General features: G+C 34.7%; 17 protein-coding genes. 5 read left to right on the top strand and 12 right to left on the bottom strand.

Features of this window, described 5'->3' with window-relative positions:
• Positions 1-4: 4 nt before the first annotated feature.
• The 5 genes from C8P70_RS00380 to C8P70_RS00360 all read right to left on the bottom strand — a co-directional run bounded on the left by C8P70_RS00380 (position 5) and on the right by C8P70_RS00360 (position 6,760).
• Positions 5-1,612 carry a class I SAM-dependent methyltransferase gene (locus C8P70_RS00380; RefSeq protein WP_133711368.1) on the bottom strand — a complete coding sequence of 536 codons (1,608 nt, stop codon included), beginning with the start codon at positions 1,610-1,612 and terminating at the stop codon, positions 5-7.
• Positions 1,599-4,580 (bottom strand): Eco57I restriction-modification methylase domain-containing protein, encoded by a 2,982-nt coding sequence (locus C8P70_RS00375; protein WP_133711367.1) that lies wholly within the window; start codon positions 4,578-4,580, stop codon positions 1,599-1,601. Before C8P70_RS00375 ends, C8P70_RS00380 begins: the two co-directional genes overlap by 14 nt.
• A 14-nt stretch (positions 4,581-4,594) precedes the next feature.
• Complete coding sequence (locus C8P70_RS00370) at positions 4,595-4,921, bottom strand: helix-turn-helix domain-containing protein (protein ID WP_133711366.1); 327 nt, start codon at positions 4,919-4,921, stop codon at positions 4,595-4,597.
• A gap of 332 nt (positions 4,922-5,253) precedes the next feature.
• Positions 5,254-6,093 carry an RteC domain-containing protein gene (locus C8P70_RS00365; protein ID WP_133711365.1) on the bottom strand — a complete coding sequence of 280 codons (840 nt, stop codon included), beginning with the start codon at positions 6,091-6,093 and terminating at the stop codon, positions 5,254-5,256.
• 142 nt (positions 6,094-6,235) lie between these two features.
• Positions 6,236-6,760, bottom strand: coding sequence for a dihydrofolate reductase family protein (locus C8P70_RS00360; RefSeq protein ID WP_133711364.1), 525 nt, complete (start codon positions 6,758-6,760; stop codon positions 6,236-6,238).
• Positions 6,761-6,850: 90 nt separating this feature from the next.
• Between C8P70_RS00360 and C8P70_RS00355 the strand changes: the two genes are divergently transcribed.
• Entirely contained in the window at positions 6,851-7,198 is a 348-nt protein-coding gene (locus tag C8P70_RS00355) for a winged helix-turn-helix transcriptional regulator (protein WP_133711363.1), read from the top strand.
• A gap of 93 nt (positions 7,199-7,291) precedes the next feature.
• On the opposite strand, the gene C8P70_RS00350 is transcribed toward C8P70_RS00355, so the two are convergent.
• Positions 7,292-7,900 carry a class I SAM-dependent methyltransferase gene (locus C8P70_RS00350; RefSeq protein WP_133711362.1) on the bottom strand — a complete coding sequence of 203 codons (609 nt, stop codon included), beginning with the start codon at positions 7,898-7,900 and terminating at the stop codon, positions 7,292-7,294.
• 8 nt (positions 7,901-7,908) lie between these two features.
• Positions 7,909-8,184, bottom strand: coding sequence for a hypothetical protein (locus tag C8P70_RS00345; RefSeq protein WP_133711361.1), 276 nt, complete (start codon positions 8,182-8,184; stop codon positions 7,909-7,911).
• Between the two features lie 110 nt (positions 8,185-8,294).
• On the opposite strand from C8P70_RS00345, the gene C8P70_RS00340 reads away from it, so the two are divergent.
• The gene (locus C8P70_RS00340) at positions 8,295-8,675 is read left to right on the top strand and encodes a Fur family transcriptional regulator (protein ID WP_133711360.1); all 381 of its coding nucleotides are present in this window, start codon (positions 8,295-8,297) and stop codon (positions 8,673-8,675) included.
• A gap of 16 nt (positions 8,676-8,691) precedes the next feature.
• On the opposite strand, the gene mobB is transcribed toward C8P70_RS00340, so the two are convergent.
• Together mobB and mobA are read right to left on the bottom strand one after the other, a co-directional pair.
• Positions 8,692-9,957: a conjugal transfer protein MobB gene (mobB, locus tag C8P70_RS00335; RefSeq protein WP_133711359.1), complete on the bottom strand. Its 1,266-nt coding sequence runs from the start codon at positions 9,955-9,957 to the stop codon at positions 8,692-8,694.
• Positions 9,958-9,961: 4 nt separating this feature from the next.
• On the bottom strand, positions 9,962-10,396 hold the full coding sequence (mobA, locus tag C8P70_RS00330; RefSeq protein WP_133711358.1) for a conjugal transfer protein MobA: 435 nt from the start codon (positions 10,394-10,396) through the stop codon (positions 9,962-9,964).
• 547 nt (positions 10,397-10,943) lie between these two features.
• Between mobA and C8P70_RS00325 the strand changes: the two genes are divergently transcribed.
• The 3 genes from C8P70_RS00325 (at position 10,944) to C8P70_RS00315 (ending at position 12,406) form a co-directional block, all read left to right on the top strand.
• Positions 10,944-11,444 (top strand): DUF3408 domain-containing protein, encoded by a 501-nt coding sequence (locus tag C8P70_RS00325; protein WP_133711357.1) that lies wholly within the window; start codon positions 10,944-10,946, stop codon positions 11,442-11,444.
• Positions 11,445-11,831: 387 nt separating this feature from the next.
• Entirely contained in the window at positions 11,832-12,128 is a 297-nt protein-coding gene (locus C8P70_RS00320; protein WP_133711356.1) for a helix-turn-helix domain-containing protein, read from the top strand.
• Positions 12,125-12,406: a helix-turn-helix domain-containing protein gene (locus C8P70_RS00315; protein WP_133711355.1), complete on the top strand. Its 282-nt coding sequence runs from the start codon at positions 12,125-12,127 to the stop codon at positions 12,404-12,406. Before C8P70_RS00320 ends, C8P70_RS00315 begins: the two co-directional genes overlap by 4 nt.
• Positions 12,407-12,509: 103 nt before the next feature.
• Here C8P70_RS00315 and mcrC read toward each other — a convergent pair whose 3' ends face one another.
• The 3 genes from mcrC to C8P70_RS00300 all read right to left on the bottom strand — a co-directional run bounded on the left by mcrC (position 12,510) and on the right by C8P70_RS00300 (position 16,870).
• On the bottom strand, positions 12,510-13,547 hold the full coding sequence (gene mcrC, locus C8P70_RS00310) for a 5-methylcytosine-specific restriction endonuclease system specificity protein McrC (protein WP_133711354.1): 1,038 nt from the start codon (positions 13,545-13,547) through the stop codon (positions 12,510-12,512).
• 3 nt (positions 13,548-13,550) lie between these two features.
• Positions 13,551-15,443, bottom strand: a complete 1,893-nt coding sequence (locus C8P70_RS00305; protein ID WP_133711353.1) for an AAA family ATPase — start codon at positions 15,441-15,443, stop codon at positions 13,551-13,553.
• 176 nt (positions 15,444-15,619) lie between these two features.
• Positions 15,620-16,870, bottom strand: coding sequence for a site-specific integrase (locus tag C8P70_RS00300; protein ID WP_133711352.1), 1,251 nt, complete (start codon positions 16,868-16,870; stop codon positions 15,620-15,622).
• Between the last annotated feature and the right edge of the window lie 50 nt (positions 16,871-16,920).

Here is a 16,920-nt window from a genome sequence, read left to right as displayed (position 1 = left end):
TTATTTATTTACCCCTATTTAATCTCCTTGCCGACAATTTTCTCCAAATGCTATCCGCAAGTTTTATTTCTTTTTCTGTAAAACCGTAGGCGTCTTTCAAAATTTGTTTGTTTGTGATTTTTAAAATGTCATCAATGCTTTTTTTGCTTCGCATCATTTTATCAATGCTTTCAAGTAATTTAGTATTTTCAGATTGATAGGGAAGAAGTATTTGTTCTGCTTCGCTTGGCATTAGTTCTAAAACTCCACCACCATAACTACGACCTACAATTTCCGAAAATGCCAATGAAAGCGAATTGTAAAAACTCGCAATGAAAGCATTTTTGTTTGCAGTTTCTTTAATGGAAACACGGTGCATTGTGTCAGTTGTGTAGGCGTTTGCTTCGTTCAAAATCAAACGTGGAAACAAATTATTTCTACGAATAAACAACGCATCAGAAAGTTTGATTGATGGAATTACAAACCAATCATCACGAATACCTGTTTTGTAACCTTTGTTGATACCGATACTTTCGCCATATTGCAAATAATCTTTTACGCCTGTGTGTCCGTTCAGTTTTTCTTTTGATGGAAATACCAACAAATTTGCTTTTGCTTCGGTTTGCTGATTTTTAAACCAATCATCCTTTGTGAAAACAACGCTATTCACTTGCACACTTCTACCAACCATTGGCTTTGCAAATTCTTCTAAACGATAAAAAGCAACGGTTGAATAGGGAACGGTAAAATAATTGTTTGCCCCTGTGGTAATACCCACTTCAACATTGGCATAATCTCCGATTGTTGGGATTTTTCTTTTTGTTGCAATGTTTTCAAGAAAATCAATCTCTTCCTGTTCCAAAAAATAGTAAGTCCATTTATTGGATTTGAAATCTATTTTTTTGGTCGGACTTTTGAGCCTGTTTACATCCAATGTTTCAAGGTCGGAAGCATCTCTCAATTCCAAATGTTCAATCAAGTGTGAATTGCTTCCGTTTCTTTCACAAAGCAATAAAACAACTTCTTGTTGAATATCGGGAAACACCAATTTTTCAAAAGAAATAATATTGATTTTATTATAGAAATGGGCTAAAAATTCACGTAATTGTTTGGCATACGAAACCTGTAATAATTCCGCAGGAATTACAAAGCCTATTTTTCCTTTGTTTTTAAGTAGCAAACTTGCCCCTACAACAAACGAAACCCAAGCGTTGGTTAATTTAGAATATTTCAGCCCTGCTTTTTTGAATATTTTATCTGCTTCGGCTTGTTGCTCTTTGTCAAAATATTGATAACGAATATAGGGCGGATTACCGACAACTAAATCAAATCGTTCCGTAGTTTCATTACAATACAAATGAAAATCAGTATTGATTACATTTGTATTCTGAAGCTTGATTTTGTCTGCTTTGTCTGCTTCAACCTCGTCAAACTCAATAGCTATAACTGATTTGAACTTATGATTATTCTCTTTTAGTTGTTCCAAAAACACACCGTCTCCGCAACTAGGCTCTAAAATCTCGTAGTTAGAACTTCCGTTAATGCCCCATTTTAAAATGAATGAAGCAATCGGTTCAGGCGTATAAAAACCACCCCGAAGTTTTTCGGCTGTTGCATTATCAATTAGCTTCATACAATTCTTTGATTAAAGGAATTAATAAATCATCAGTGCCCAAATCGTATAATTTGGCTAACAGTTTTTCTAAGTTTGCTTTTTCTCTTGCAAACTGTGCCTGAAGTGGGGTTAAAGCTCTTTTGTTTCCCGCATTGGCATCTATCTGGTTATATATACTGATTAATTCTTTTTGAGTATTTACAATTTCATCGTGAAGGGCTTTATCATTTTCATCGGTAAAATCTATTTTCCTGATTGGCAGGTTTCTCAAAACCTTTGTACCTCTGGCAATATACCCCCCTCTGAAAACCTCGCCATACAAAGCACTGAACCATTCTAAATATTTTGAATTAAGAATAGACTGAATGTAATAAATAGAATACTCCGAGTTTTCAGGAATAGCAACTATACAATATCCTGCTGTTCCTCCAGAGGATACGATAGTTTTACTTTTATCAATAGGGTACTTTTCTCCAGTAGATAAAACACCAACAATTATTTTTTCATTAGCTTCCCAACTATCTAAATGTTGACTTCTTCCGAATTTGTACCAATCATCATTACCTATTGGCGGACTAACATCCCTTTCTTTAATTACTTTTTCATAATGCTTGAAATACTTGTAAGCAAATGGATATGTACTTTTAATTTCGCCTTCAAGTATTACCTCTACTTTTCCACCTTTCTTCTTATATGGAAAAATTACGTATGAGTTGGGGTTCAAAAAGCTGTAAGTGTTGAATTTCTCTTTAAGCTTTTTACTTGATGGTGTTTTATAATATGGGCGTAGTAATTCTTTTTCAATTTTCCATTTGACACCTTTTATTTCAAAGTGAGCAAAAGATTTATCAATCCTTTGAGGTATGATTATATATAAAGGGTTTTTGCTTGTTTGAATGCCATTTGTGATATTCTTTTCACCAAGTATTAACTCCAGCTTTTCGGACTGAGCTAAAATTTTATTGAATACGGGCTTCAATTCAGAAGGAATTAAAACCCAAACATCATCGTCTAAAGTCTTAGTTATTTGAGTTTCATATTTAACTGCGTTGGGCTCTCTAACTTTCCAACTCTTTAAGCTCTTTATCTCCGCATATTGAAACGTCTTTTGAGGCTTTTTATTCAGAATGAGCAAACAGGTATAAGTTGTTTTATCGGCAAAAACCTGATTTGCCCCAAATGAAACAATTGAATGTAAATATTCTTTTTCTGTAAGTAACTCCCGAAGTTTTTTACCTGCACCCACTTTGGTAAACTTACTTGGAACGATATAGCCTAAAATTCCGTCATCGGTCAATAAATTCAGCCCTTGTTCAAGGAACAAAAAGTATTTGTCAAACTGCTTGTAAGCTGATGTGTAAATTGTCTTGTATAATGGTAGCTCAAGCGGTGTGATATTTTTCATATCCTCCGATTTCATATAAGGCGGATTTCCAACAATCACATCAAAACGGAGCTTTGAAAAATCAAATGGGTTTACTGCTGTTTGATTTTTCTTTTCAACTTGTTTTGAGTTTAATAAGCTGTTCCCAAAAAAGATATTCTTTGAGAGGTCAGGTAAAACAGGCTTGGTTTTGTTGGTTGAATTTACATCTTCGCTTTCCAATAATTTCAACAATAAACCAAATTTCGTTGCTTCAACCGCATTGTAGTCTTTATCAACGCCATAAACGCAATTCAACAAAACTTTTCTTTTGATTTCAAAAGGAAGTTTATAAGTATTGATGTTAGTTTGAATGAGTTTTGACTTATCATTTTCCAAATAATAGTCAATTAAAATGTCATTCAATAGCTGGAATAACTCCAACAAAAATGCTCCTGAACCACAAGCAATATCAGCGAATTTTAATTGCAGAATTTCTTCGTCTGTTTTGTCTTTGCACTTGGGCAAAACCGTGTTTCTTAGAATGTCATTGATAATAAACGTTGGTGTGGTAACAATATCCCTGTCTATGTTTTCAGGTTTCTTTACCAATTCTACCGCACCGCTTTGAACAACTAATTTTTCAGAAAGGAAGATTTCATAAATGCTTCCCAACACATCAGACGAGAAAACACTAAAAGAATAAGGGCTTTCAGGATAATACAGATGCTTGATAATTGTCCAAAATACGGAGCTAATATTCTCTACAATCTTATCCTTTAATAATTGGTCAAATAGCCCTGAATTATAGCGTTTATCAGCGTCCTGAAATTTTTTGATTAAGGCTTTAAAGTCGTTTGTATTCGCAAATTTTAAAAGAGTTTGATAATCTTCTAAATTTCTGTCCTCACATACACGTAAAAACAATATACGGTTCAGATAGTTCTGAACAATATCATTCAATTGCTGTTCATCAATGTTCGGTTCGTACTTGTGGATTTCAGCACCTAATGCCTTACGCCATTCATTGATTTGCTTTAAAAATAAATTGTCAATAGAATATTGATTGATTTTGTTTTCAATCTCTTTCCATTCGTTATCAAACCCTCCTGAATAAACTTCTTCCTTGCCTAACAGTCGTTTGATTTCATCAAACTTACTTTCGTACTCGGTATAATGATATTTCTTAACAAGTGCTTTTTGAAAGGTATCTCCTTGTTCAACTTTGACCGAAGTATCATAAATAATAAGGTATTCAAAGTTGGAAAGGACAGAAATTTTTAGTTTGGCGGTAAAACCGTAACGTCTTATTTGTTTAGCTGTTTCATTGTCCGCTTCAATTTTGACAAACGGTTTCTTGGCTTCCAAAAAGAACTTTCTTTCCGAAAAAAGTCGGAAAGTATAATCTGGTTTCTTTGAATGTTCAGAAGCATTTGCTTTCAATGGTTCTTCTAAAATTACCTCTCTTTCGTTAGTTGGTTTCCCTGCATTATTCTTAATATCCCAACCCAACAATTCAAAAAATGGGTCTAAGAAATCACTACGGAGTTGTGTTTCGTTATATTTATTAGTCAGATAATGAATTCTGTCTGACTGATATTTTTCTATAAGCTGTTTTAGCATCGCTTCTTGTTTGGTTAGAATTTTATCTCAGCTTGTTTTACGTTCTTGTTCTTCAAATAATTGACTTTTTCCTCGGCTACAATCAGTGTTTCGGGAGAGCAATTATATTCGTACATTTTTTTAGCGAATTGGTCTGCAAAATATTCTACTTTCAGTTTTTCAAGGTCAAGGTCAAAAGCATTTGCTAATTTCTCCAAACGCTTTTCATCAAATTCTCTTTTCCCGTTTTCTATTTTACTCAAATTTGCAGAATCAAGGTCAAGCTGAAATGCAAGTTGAGTTAAAGTCAAACCATTGTCTGTCCTTAGTTTTTTGATGTATTCGCCAAAAGTTGCTTTCATATACTTGCAAATTAATACTTGTCAATAATTGACAAATATAGCTAATTATTTTAGTTTGATGTACTCTTATCAAATATTTCTCTTTAGTGCCATTTTCGTGGAGATTTGGAACGGCTGACCTCTTAAGTGCGGAAGCTACCTCTATGAAATATTAAATACTAAAATTCACTCCAAAAGAAAAAAAACAGGAAAAAAAAGAAAGCAATTCTAACAACGGATGCAAGCCAACAAAGCACTATAAGTCCCGAAGGGTGGCGAAGCCATTATGCGTGCGGAGTTGGTGGCATCCGTTAACTTTGCTGCCCTTTTTGTTTGTTTTTATCTGTATTCGTTTACAAATCTTTGTCCATATATTCTTCGAGAGAAGATTTTAGCTGGTCTAAAAATGCGGTTCTGGAACCTGCTCGATATTTCATTCGATGGAAAGAATGATGCAAATCTCCTAAGGAAATCTGAAACATTCTTTCTAAAGCCAAACTGATTTTGCGTATTCCTATTTTACCATCAGAAAGAGAGCCATTTGTGTAAAGAGCATAAATCAGTTCTATCAAGGCATTTTTGGTATCCGTCCAAAGGATGCTATCAGATATATCCCTCGCAGAAAAATCTGCCATTTCATCATCATTGATTTTTTGGAGTATGTAGGTATAAAGTAATTCATTTGCTATTATCCGAGCCACTTTGTTATCATAATAGGTTGAAAACAGTGGGTCAATTTCAAAGACAAAACTATTCAAACCATCGTGGAAATTAATATTGCCTAATCTAAAGTAGGTTTCATCACGGTCGGTTCTTCCTGAACGGTAATATCGGTAAAAATCTGAATTGTAGATGTGTTCCCTGTATTCCTGTTTTAATTCCTTTATCTGTTCTGAAAAATAACTTGCGTACATTTTTCCTCCATCAACAGGACAAGCTGTCTGTATGCGAAAGATCTTGTTGTGGTAAATGAGCTTAGAGAGAATATATGGCTTGATATTGCGAAAGAAATTGATCTCCTCCCAATGGTTTTTAAAACCTTGCTTTGTAACATCCTCTCGTATAGACCATAAATATTCTTTCAGGTATATGGTCATTTGGTATGCTTCATCAATCTCATTGGGGGAAGTGAGCGAAATAGCTTTTTCTTTTCGCTGTATCTCCGAGATAATATGATTTAATGATGATGTCATTCAGGTTTATATAATGGATCACTTGCAAACGCTAAAGCAAAAGATAATGTCCATCTATGTCACAATTTCTTTAAGCTCATTTTCTGTCTTGTTATTACAAATAAAAATTCAGGAATCGGTATTCAGTTCATGTTTTACGGGGCTATAGGTTCGTCTTTATTCCTTCTTTAGCTAGATGGAGTTGAACAAAACCGTTTTTAAGTTTCTGTTCTTTATATTTAAATTTTGAATTTAACTCGTTGTTGTTTCCTAAAATAGCTCCAGCTCCAGTGATTATTGGGTTGACGTTAAAATAAATATCTGTAACCAAATCTTTGTCTATAAATGCATTGAAAGTACCTGCTCCGCCTCCAATGGCAATTTCCTGCACATCTTTTCCAGACATATATTCAACTGCCTCCTCCGGACTACTTACGGTCTTGTAGCCATCAACTGTATAAGGTTTATCAGACAATATGATGATTTCTACCCCTTTAAAAAGCTCTTTTACTTCTTTTGGGAATTTTAGATAATTTTCAAAGGTTTTCAATCCTATCACAACGTTACCAACTTGTCTTACAAATTGCACGTAAAATTCCATAGCTTCTGGTGGTAACTGATGATGAGGGTTGTCAGCTATTAAAATTCTTCCATTAGCCGAAATGTTTGCGATTACTGTTATTTTCATAATGAACTGTTTTTATAATTTCTGACTACAAAACTATCAGATATTCGATTTATATTTGCTATTCATTACCTTTTGGAAAGTAACTATTTTATGGAAGACAAAAAAAGTAACATCAATAAAGAAAGCATATTGGCGTTAAAAGATGGCATTGAACTGCTGAGTGGCAAATGGAAATTTTGTATCCTGCACAATTTACAGAACTATGGCACAATGAGATTTAAAGATTTACAAGAAATGGCTCTGGGAATATCACCCAAAGTACTATCTAAAGAGTTGCAGGAATTGGAAGATAATTTACTGATTACCCGAACAGTTAATAACACCAAACCTGTTACCGTTTCTTATGCACTTACCGCACACGCCAAAGAAACTGAAACAGTTGTCAATGCTTTAATTGATTTTGGACTAAAGCATAGAAAGAAGATAAAAGGGAAATAGTTTTTCTATATTGAGTTCAGTTTGTCATTTCTGAAAAAATATTGAGGCAATAGAACAATTGCCTATCTAATATAACGGATAAATTCTTCTTCGTTACAATGTTTTTTTCTTGCATTTGATTAAGTAAAACGGATAGTTTTCTGTCACTTCGGTTATTTCAAAAAGTCCTGTACTACTAAACTCTTCCTCAATGGTTTGCCTATCATAGAAGAAGATTTTGACCCCACCAAACATTTCATAGCGATCCTTGCCTATTAGCGATCCTTGTCCATAGGTTGTTGCATCTTTAGTAATTGCTGTAAAAACCATTAATCCACCTTCAGTCAGCTGATTAAAACAGTCTTGGATCAATTTTGCTCTTTCGTCCATATCTAACAAGTAAATTAAACCGTAGCAAAATATTCCGTCAAATAAATTGTCGTCAAAAGGCATATCTGTAACCGAACCGTGATAAATTTTCAATCCACTTCCAAAATGTTTTTGAGCCAAATCAATGGCTGTCTGTGAAATTTCAATACCTGTAACTGTCATTCCGTTCTCAAGAAAAATTTGTGCATTACGTCCATATCCAATTCCTGGGATAAGGATATTCTTGACATTATGTTCCAGAAAAATGTCCTTTGTCAAAACGGTAGATTTTGCAGGTTCTAAGCCCCACATTTCTTGTTTGTCTTTAAATGCTTCTTCCCAAAATTCTGTCATATTTTTTATTATTTACAGACTTTATCTTCTAAAATATCGCACATAAACCCCGATTTCTTTATGATTGAAATTATATTTTCTGAATTTATTTCGTTGTCTTCAACTCGTAAAATCGTATGTCCACAAGGATAAGGTAATTCGGTTTCGCATAAATCAAAATTGATTTTCAATTTTGGAAAACTGCTTTCAAGTATTTGTACAATGCGTTCTGCCTGAATTTTGCTTTTGATATTTGTAGTGAAAACTTCTATTCCACCAAATTTTAAGGTTTTTTCTGCTGTCATTTTATTCAAATCTTTTGGCAAAGATAAAAAAGTTTTTTATTATTGCGACAGTGTGGCAATAAGTTAATGCAAATTATTTGCATTAACTTTGCCAAAGAGAAATAGTAGAGATGAAACGTAGAAATACACCGTCAAAAGAAGTTATTTTTAACTTGTTGGCAAATACAGGAAAAGCGATGAGCCGTGATGCGATTGAACAAAAAATAGATGTAGAAATTGACAGGGCTACTATTTACAGAATATTAAATCGTTTTTGTGAGGACGGGTTAGTGCATAAAATTGTAGCCGAAGACGGAAAACAATATTTTGCCGTATGTATAAAATGTGATGAAAAAAGTTTTGCCGATAATCATTTTCATTTTCGCTGTGTCAAATGTCAGACAATAGAGTGTTTACCCGAAGCTGTTAATTTTTCTGTTCCCAATGGCTACAATGTTGAAAGTGTGAATTGTGTACTCACGGGAATTTGCAAGGATTGTTCGATTTTATAGCAAGAAAAACAGATTATTACAATCTCCTTCCTTTCTTCTTTTTCTTTTTCATTTGGCTTGCAAACTGTTCTTCCTCGTAGTCCTCGCCCTGTGCATCGGGTAATAAGCTGAGCAATCCTAAATCGGAATTGGACGAATGCTCATTTGAAAGAAATTCAAAAAGGTCTTTTGTCGGTACGCTGTCTATTTCATTTGCTTTAGAAACAGGGTTATCCTGTAATTTCAATTCGGGTTTATTTCCATTGTTCCAATAATCATTAAATACGTTTGCCGACAAATTTCTGTCTAATTGTGAGCCGTTCCAAACACTACGACTTCCGTTGTCTATAAAGGTCATACCGTAAATCCGTCCGCTTTCATTTTTACGGACAATCGTATTGATACCCTGCTCGGTCAATTGCTTTTTAAAATCCGTTTCGTTGTTTGTGGTATGTATAGCCAATTCAATGGTATTTTTTAGTACAGACCTCGCAGGATTGGTTTTCATTTTCTCTTTGGACTGCTCAAAGTGTTTTTGCAGTTGTCTTACTCCTGCATCTTTTCCGAAAAGTGATGCTTTAAACGGATTACTTGCTTTATTTCCGTTCTCATCCAATGCTACATAAACCAATCCGTTTACAGGTTGACCGTCCCGCTCTCCTTTGACTTCTTCCACTGTGATATTGAAAAGGGAAAGTAAAGTATTGTAACTACCAATAGTAGAAAAGCTATAATACTTTGGCAGATGCCTTACTACCGAAGCAATCTGACTTTTGGTGCCACCATTTTTATGATTTACAGGCTTGAAAATTTTGTTGGCTTGTTTCTGCTCTTGTTCAGTAGCTTTCTGCAGATTATATTTCTGTTCTAAATCCCGACAGATTGCCATTGAGCGTGGATGGTCGTAATCATCGGGGATTTTCTTTCCGTCAATGCCTACACAGGTCGAAACGATATGAATATGGGTGCGGTCAATGTCCGTATGTTTGAAAACTATATAAGGTTGATTGCTATAACCCATACGCTCCATATATTCCTGTGCCATTTCCATAAACTGTTCATCGCTGACCTTATCCGCAGGATCTGGGTTCAGCGAAATATGCCGTACCGTCTTTTCCGTTTTGATGTTTGCCGATAAATATGGCTCAAAGCATTTATTAAAATAAGCTACAGAATAACTGCCGTCCACCGTGTCGGGTATCTTGTTCAAGAGCAGAACCGCTCCGGTTTCATTGTCTACTTTCTGCTGATTGTACAAAATCGCTCCGTACATATTGCTTCCCTTTCCGATTTTTGCAATCATAACTTTACTCTTTTTTCAAATACTTCTCTTCAAATTCCTGTGTCAAACGCATGACTTCCTTCGTGACTTTTACCAATTCTATGGTTTCCTTTTCCAATTTAAAAAGGTATGTTCCTGCTTTTTTCTCGGAAAAATTGCGGTACAATATCTTCACAATCTGGTTGTAATTTGTTCCGATTGCTCGGAACTGGCTAAAAAATCGGGTCAACTTTTCGTGATATTCGATAGCATTCATATCAATTTTCACGGTCTTTACGGTCTTCTGAAAGATGCAGGCGGTAATAAAATGGGCGATTACTTTCATATCTGATTGGTCAAAGAGGGCAAGAAATTTGGCATTATCCTGTGCATTCAGGTTGATTGAATACCGATTGACGGCAGGGTCAATCTTTGGTTTCCTTCCTGTTTTTTTAATCTGTTTTCTGTTTTTCTCTTCCATAATAATCCATTTTTAATTTTACATAAACGAGCGACTTCGGAGCCGTTTCCAGCCCCCTGCAAGGGCAAGTGCTCTTGAGGTGCGGAAATTTATTTCGAGGACCTCAAGAGATAACTTGCTCTGAACAGGAGTTCAGAAAAATCCGTTTTGCAAACGGATTGGAGTTAGCAGAAAAAAGCAGTCGCTTCCATTGCAAAGTTCGATAAGACTATTTGAATAACAACAACTTACAATCACGCCAAACAAAGCTAATAAACGCCAAATACTACCACCTTTATGGGGATTGGATTTGCTTTTATTTCATTTGTATCTGGTTAGTTGGCTGATTGGTTATAACCTTAACTATGTAGCCAATCGGCATAAATCCCGTCAGCAAATCTTCGTGATTGAATGCAGACGAATTACACACTTTTCAGTTAACGAAACAGCTAATTAAGGGTATGCAGGTGCATAGGTAGATAGGTTGTTACATAGGTGCAATCGTACATACAACTGACTGCTTAGCTAGCCAAACAACTAATTGGATATAATATTAAAATTAAGAGATATGATACATGAGGAAAACAAAAATCAGCAACCCGAAAAAGAGGATTTTTCTATTGAAAATTTCCTTACTGATGAAAAGAAGCAACCTTTGATAGAACAACAAGGAACAACACATAGGAAAGACTTTGCCAAACCCGATGTGGATGAGGAAGCTATTATGCGTGTAATGGCAGGCGAAGAACCCGAGGAAATAGCAACAGAAACGGAACAAACTAAACTGTCAACGAACAGCACGAAAAAAAGCACCTCCAAGCCAAAGAAGCTGACCAAACAGGACTACTGCGGACAGTTCTTTAAAATTCCGAACAGTACTGCAAGTAGGGGTAAATCGGTGTATGTACGGCAGGAACACCACGAAACATTTAACAGGCTTACCAATATTATGGGCATCGACAAACTGACGATTTATGCCTATCTGGACAACATTATCGAGTACCACTTTCAGGAGTTCGGGGAATTAATTAGCGAAATCTATAATGAGAAGCACAAGCCGTTGTTTTGATTGTGGGGCGGTATCGAGTGTGGTGCGTTGCTCCCTTTTAAAATAATTTTTCAAAACAAAAAAACAGAAAAAAAAGAAAGCCATTCAATCAAGGCGGACAAGTGGAAAACCAAAAGGAAACGGAATAAGTCCCGAAGGGTGGCAGGGCAATCACACACAATAACTGGGCGAAGCTACCATATTTGCCCCGCCATTATGCCGTAAGCTTTTGGTTGGACTGTGCGGTGGGTGTCCGCCTTACATTTGCTACCTTTTTGTTCTTTTTTAGATTTTTTTAAATATTTCTTTGATAGTATTCGGCAACTGAAAGCCAAATGCGACCTCTGACGGCAACATCAAAGCTATCTATTAAAATAGCTTCTACTTTCGAGGTTTAAACAATGTGAAATGGAAATAACAGTTTTGGACATTCAGATTTTAAAGGCATTGCACAGGGAAGTAAAGGAAGTTTCCAATTTGATAGCGAAAATGACTGTACCCTACAAAGCATTACAACAGGCAACGAAATGGCTCGACCAACAGGAAGCCTGCCAACTACTCAATGTTAGTAAAAGAACTTTACAAACGTACAGGGCAAAGGGCATTCTTGGGGCAACGCAAATCAATCGGAAAACATATTTCAGATTATCCGAAGTGGAATTACTTATGCAGGGAGAGCGACCATTAAAAAAGCAAAAGAAATGAAACAGATTGGAAATTCAAACGAGGATATGCTTGCCCTGCTCGAAGCTGTGGTAGGTATCAAAAATGAACTGCTGTATATCAGAGAATATTTTCATCCACTCTTAAAAGGGGAAATTTATCTGTCAGGCGAACAGATTTGCGAGATGTTGCATATCAGCAAACGGACGTTGCAACAGTACAGAGATGACGGACTGATACCTTTTATCAAGCTCGAACGGAAAATTCTGTTTCGTGAAAGCGATATTATCAAGGTATTGGAAGACAATTATCAGCGTTAGCTGACTGTCTGAAACTGTGAACGTATCATCAATTAAAGAAACAGCCCACTGCTTAAAGCGATGGGCTGTTTTAAATTATATAACTTACTTTATTAATGTTAAATCAAACGTTTATTATTTCTTTAAGCCTTGTCGATATATTTTTCCAATTTGTGTCAAGATTAACAGTCCGTATCTGAATTTTATGATTGTCATATTTAAAATCTAAATCATAATCTCTCTCAATAGTTGGATATAAAAGTATTCCAGTTGCCATATTAGTTTTTTCACTACCATCCTGCTGATTTAATAAATAACTAAATAGCTGATATAGGTTAGATGACCTAATTCTCTCTTTGTCGTAATTGACAGTCATTGTCTCTTTGTAATATTTAGCATCAATAATTATCTTTTTTTCTTCATTTTCCAATGAAATATCAGTTTCCATTTGAGGTAGATACTGATGACTTTCGATATCATCTTCTTGAAATTGCCATTTAATTATTTCTTTTTTAACAGTGTTAAATTTTCTCTGCTCAATACGATAAAAATTTCTAATAAACGCTTCAAACAACTGATTCATTTTCTTTTCATCCTTTGTAAAGTCAGAAAATTTGTATTTCCCTTTTTCTTCTGATGGGAATGTACTTTGAAAAATAAGATGACATACATTCATCACAAAACCATAAAAACGATTATTTCTGTTTAATTTGACTTGTTTAAAGTGACTTGCTTTGATTTCAATTAAGTCAACTCCGAGTAACATTGTTTGCAATTTTGCTAATTCTATTTTTAGGAAAGGGTCAATGCCTTTTGTTCTCGTGAGCCTATTAATTGTTGAAACCAAAATTTGATTTGTGATAATATTGGCAGAGAAATCATCATAAGTACAAACAGTTTTTTGTTTGAAAAGTAAATTTCTCTTGAGAGTCTGACTGATTTCAATTTTGCCTTTAACCCCTGAAATTTCTTCTTGGTGGTCTATATAACTTTTATCGATTCCTCTTTTGAGTAAAAGCTTTGAAGAGGTAATTAGTACCTTAGCAAATAAATCGAGTAATTCTGTTTTGTCATCTATAGAAACATCAACACGTTCTTTTTCGTCTAACTTGTTCCAAGCATAGCAAAGCAAAAAGTATATATTTTCGATTGGGATTGCCATTTTTTACCTTGAAAGCTGTTTTAATATATCAGAAACTTTTGAAAGGTCGTCAAACCAAATCTCTTCCAGCAACGGCTTTAGTTCATAATTTAATATGTCCGACCACCACTGATTTTCATTTCTATCATTTGAGTATGTACAAAAATAGCTATGTCCAATTTGAAAGCCTTCTCCAAGGTTAACATCTTCTTTTATTTTGAAATTTAATTTTGAAATTGAAGTGCATATGTGTTCAATAATTCCTTCTGACAAACCTTTGTCACTTAAAAACGAGCGAAAGTTTAGACCATAATCAGGCTGTAATGAAACAAAAGCAAATCTTCTTCTCAAAGCATAATCTACTATTGCAAGAGAACGGTCAGCTGTATTCATTGTACCAATTATATACAGATTTTCTGGAACATAAAATCGGTCTTCTTCATCTTCTGAATATGTAAGTTTTAATGCAAATTTTTCATCTCTTTTATCAGCTTCAATTAACATCAATAACTCGCCAAATATTTTACTTAAGTTACCTCTATTGATTTCATCAATTATGAAAAAGAAAGGACGGTCAGGATGAGCCAACGCTCTTTGACAAAATGAGTAAAAAATACCATCTCGTAAATCAAACCCTCCTTTTTGGGTAGGGCGTAGACCTTGTATAAAATCCTCATAACTATAAGATTGATGAAATTGAACCATTTCAATATTAGTATCTTTTATCTCTTGCATAATTTCATAACCAAGTTTTCTAGCGATAAAAGTCTTTCCTACACCTGGAGGACCTTGTAGAATTATATTTTTCTTCCGCTTTAATAATGAAACTGTATTCGAGAAATCTTCTTCACTGATAAATGGCTTGTCTGCATCTTCAGAAAATTTGTAACTCTTGATGTTTTCAGACTGAAGGAGTTTTTCTGTGATAATATTTTTATTATCAATAATCTCTCTTATAATTTCATATTCTTCCTCTGTCAGCTTGAATAAACTTCCTTGGTTATTTATAAAGACTTCACATTCTTGAAGCGAGGGATTGTTTTTCAAATCATTCCAATGAATAGGAATTTCTAATTTTTCAATCAGTTCAAACTCAATTTCTTCTCCTTTGACTGTATTATGAATTCCTTGTGTAATTTCATAGATAGCTTTTATTTGCTTAGTAGGGGTACTTTCATACCCAATCATTAAATCACCTCTTTTGGTAGCTTCGAAATGTTTGTAGATTCTTCTTTTGTTTCCTTTTTCATTATGGGTGGTATAGGTCTGTTTCTCCCCAACATTATGTTTACTAATTGACCAAATTTTTGGATTTGCATTTAACCACCAATAATTTATGTCGTCATCTGGTTCGTGAATAGTATCTTGTGGTAATTCAATATCTCTATTCTCTTTAACTTGCAATGTTCTGTTCAATAAGCTCTGAAACTTGTCTTCGGGTATGATTAATTCTTCTGTAAGATTAAATTTTTCAAAAGTCTCTATAAATATTTTCCACTCGTTTGAATAGAAAGAGTTAATTATTTTTATGAAATCTGTTTCAGGATAATGCTTATAGTAATTGCCTTTGCCCTTTTGTTCGAATCCTCCTATTTTCTCAATTATTTCTTCATAAGCTTGTATGATTTGTGTGTCTTTTTCTGATTGAAATGCTAACTCAAGATAGGCATTGGGATTTTCAATATCCCAAAAATTAAATACCAAACCTGCTTGTCTAGTTTTGTTTTTCCAATCGCCTTTATTTACCAAACCGAGAAAAATGTAATGACTTCCTTGAAACCAATATCCTTTTCTAAGTCTTTCACTATCTTTTTTTCTAAGCCAAAAAGTTAGGTCAAGATATTTTTCTTCTTTGAGTTTCAGTAAATGTTGAAGGATTTTATCGCTCCAATTTATTATCAGTTCATCTTGTGTCATACTTTCTTTTTTACTCCTGATTTCGGCATCTTCTTTACTGTTTGTATAACCCCGAAACTGGTCAATATTTATACTATTTTAACTTTTCGTAGATATTATTTTATCAATGCCTAAATTACAAAAAAAGCCAATGCAGTTAACATTGACTTTTGTACATCAGAATTATAAATCACTGTTCAGAGTTGCGAAACAAATGACTTTTCCATACCCTTAAATTTATGGGAAACCTTTTGCATATCCTTTCCAACTTTCTCGTTGAGTATCTTGGCATAAATCTGTGTGGTGGCAATATTTTTATGCCCTAACATTTTGCTCAAACTTTCAAGTGGTACGCCTTCGCTCAAAAACAGCGTGGCAAACGTATGACGTGCCAAGTGAAAGGTTACCTTCTTTTCTTTCAGGCAGTCAATCAGTTGTGATATTCTCTTTAGGCTGTCATTGCAGACTGTATTTGAGGGTACAGGAAATACCTTTCCGTCTTTTGAAAATCCTATATATTTTTCGATAATCATTTTGGGAATATCCAACAGCATCACGTTTGACGATGTGGCTGTTTTTTTCCTACGTATGATAATCCACTGGTTACCGTCAAAGAAATCCTGAATATTACTGTTTCTAAGCCCTTTCATATCTGAATAGGAAAGACCAGTAAAGCAACTGAAAACAAAGAGGTCTTTAACCAATTCGTCTTTCTTTTTCTCGCAATTGAACATTACAAGCTGTTCCAACTCGTTCCGCAACAGATAACCTCTGTCTTTGTCCTTTTTGGTATTCTTGTACTCGCTGAACGGATTAAAAGCAAGATGCTTCCTGCTCATTGCCAAACGGCAAAGCGTGGTAAATCCAATCATATACAACCAAATGGTGTTGTGTGTCAAGCTCTGTTCGTCACGCAGGTAATAATCAAAGTCCTGCACAAAATCAGATGTAAGGTCGTTGAATGATAAGTCAGAATAACCGTATTTTGTCAGTGCAAAATTTCGCAGGTGCTTTAAAAGTGTTTTGTACTTACTGCGTGTGCCATTTACCCGAAGTCCGTTATTGACCTTTTTCTCATAATCGGAGAGAAACTGTTCATAGAACTTGAAAAAGGTCAGCTCTCCACTATCCATACCGAGAAAGGCATTTTTGAGTTTAATACTGTTTACCGTTCCCTCGTTCTTTAGGATTTTGGAATAACATTCCTCAATACCTGAACGGATTTTGTCAAGTTTGCTGTTTGTTTCTTGGGCTTCTCGGCTTTTACCTAAAACCCTGCCGTACTTCAAATCCCAATTTGTTGCGGAAATATCCAACTTGGCACTGAATGCAGACTGATTACCGTTTACGGTAATTCTGCACATAACCGTAACTTTCCCGTTCTTCTTCGGGGCATTCTTTTTAAGGTAGAAAAGAACCTTAAACGTTGATTTTTTTGTCGTTTCCATACTCACAATTCTTAATGATAAAATTAAATCTATGTGAGCTACGGAACAAT

The organism is Myroides indicus (assembly GCF_004364575.1).
Taxonomy (GTDB): domain Bacteria; phylum Bacteroidota; class Bacteroidia; order Flavobacteriales; family Flavobacteriaceae; genus Flavobacterium; species Flavobacterium indicum_A.
Note: the sequence above shows the minus strand (reverse complement) of the source record. Positions and strands in the feature narration are given on the sequence as shown.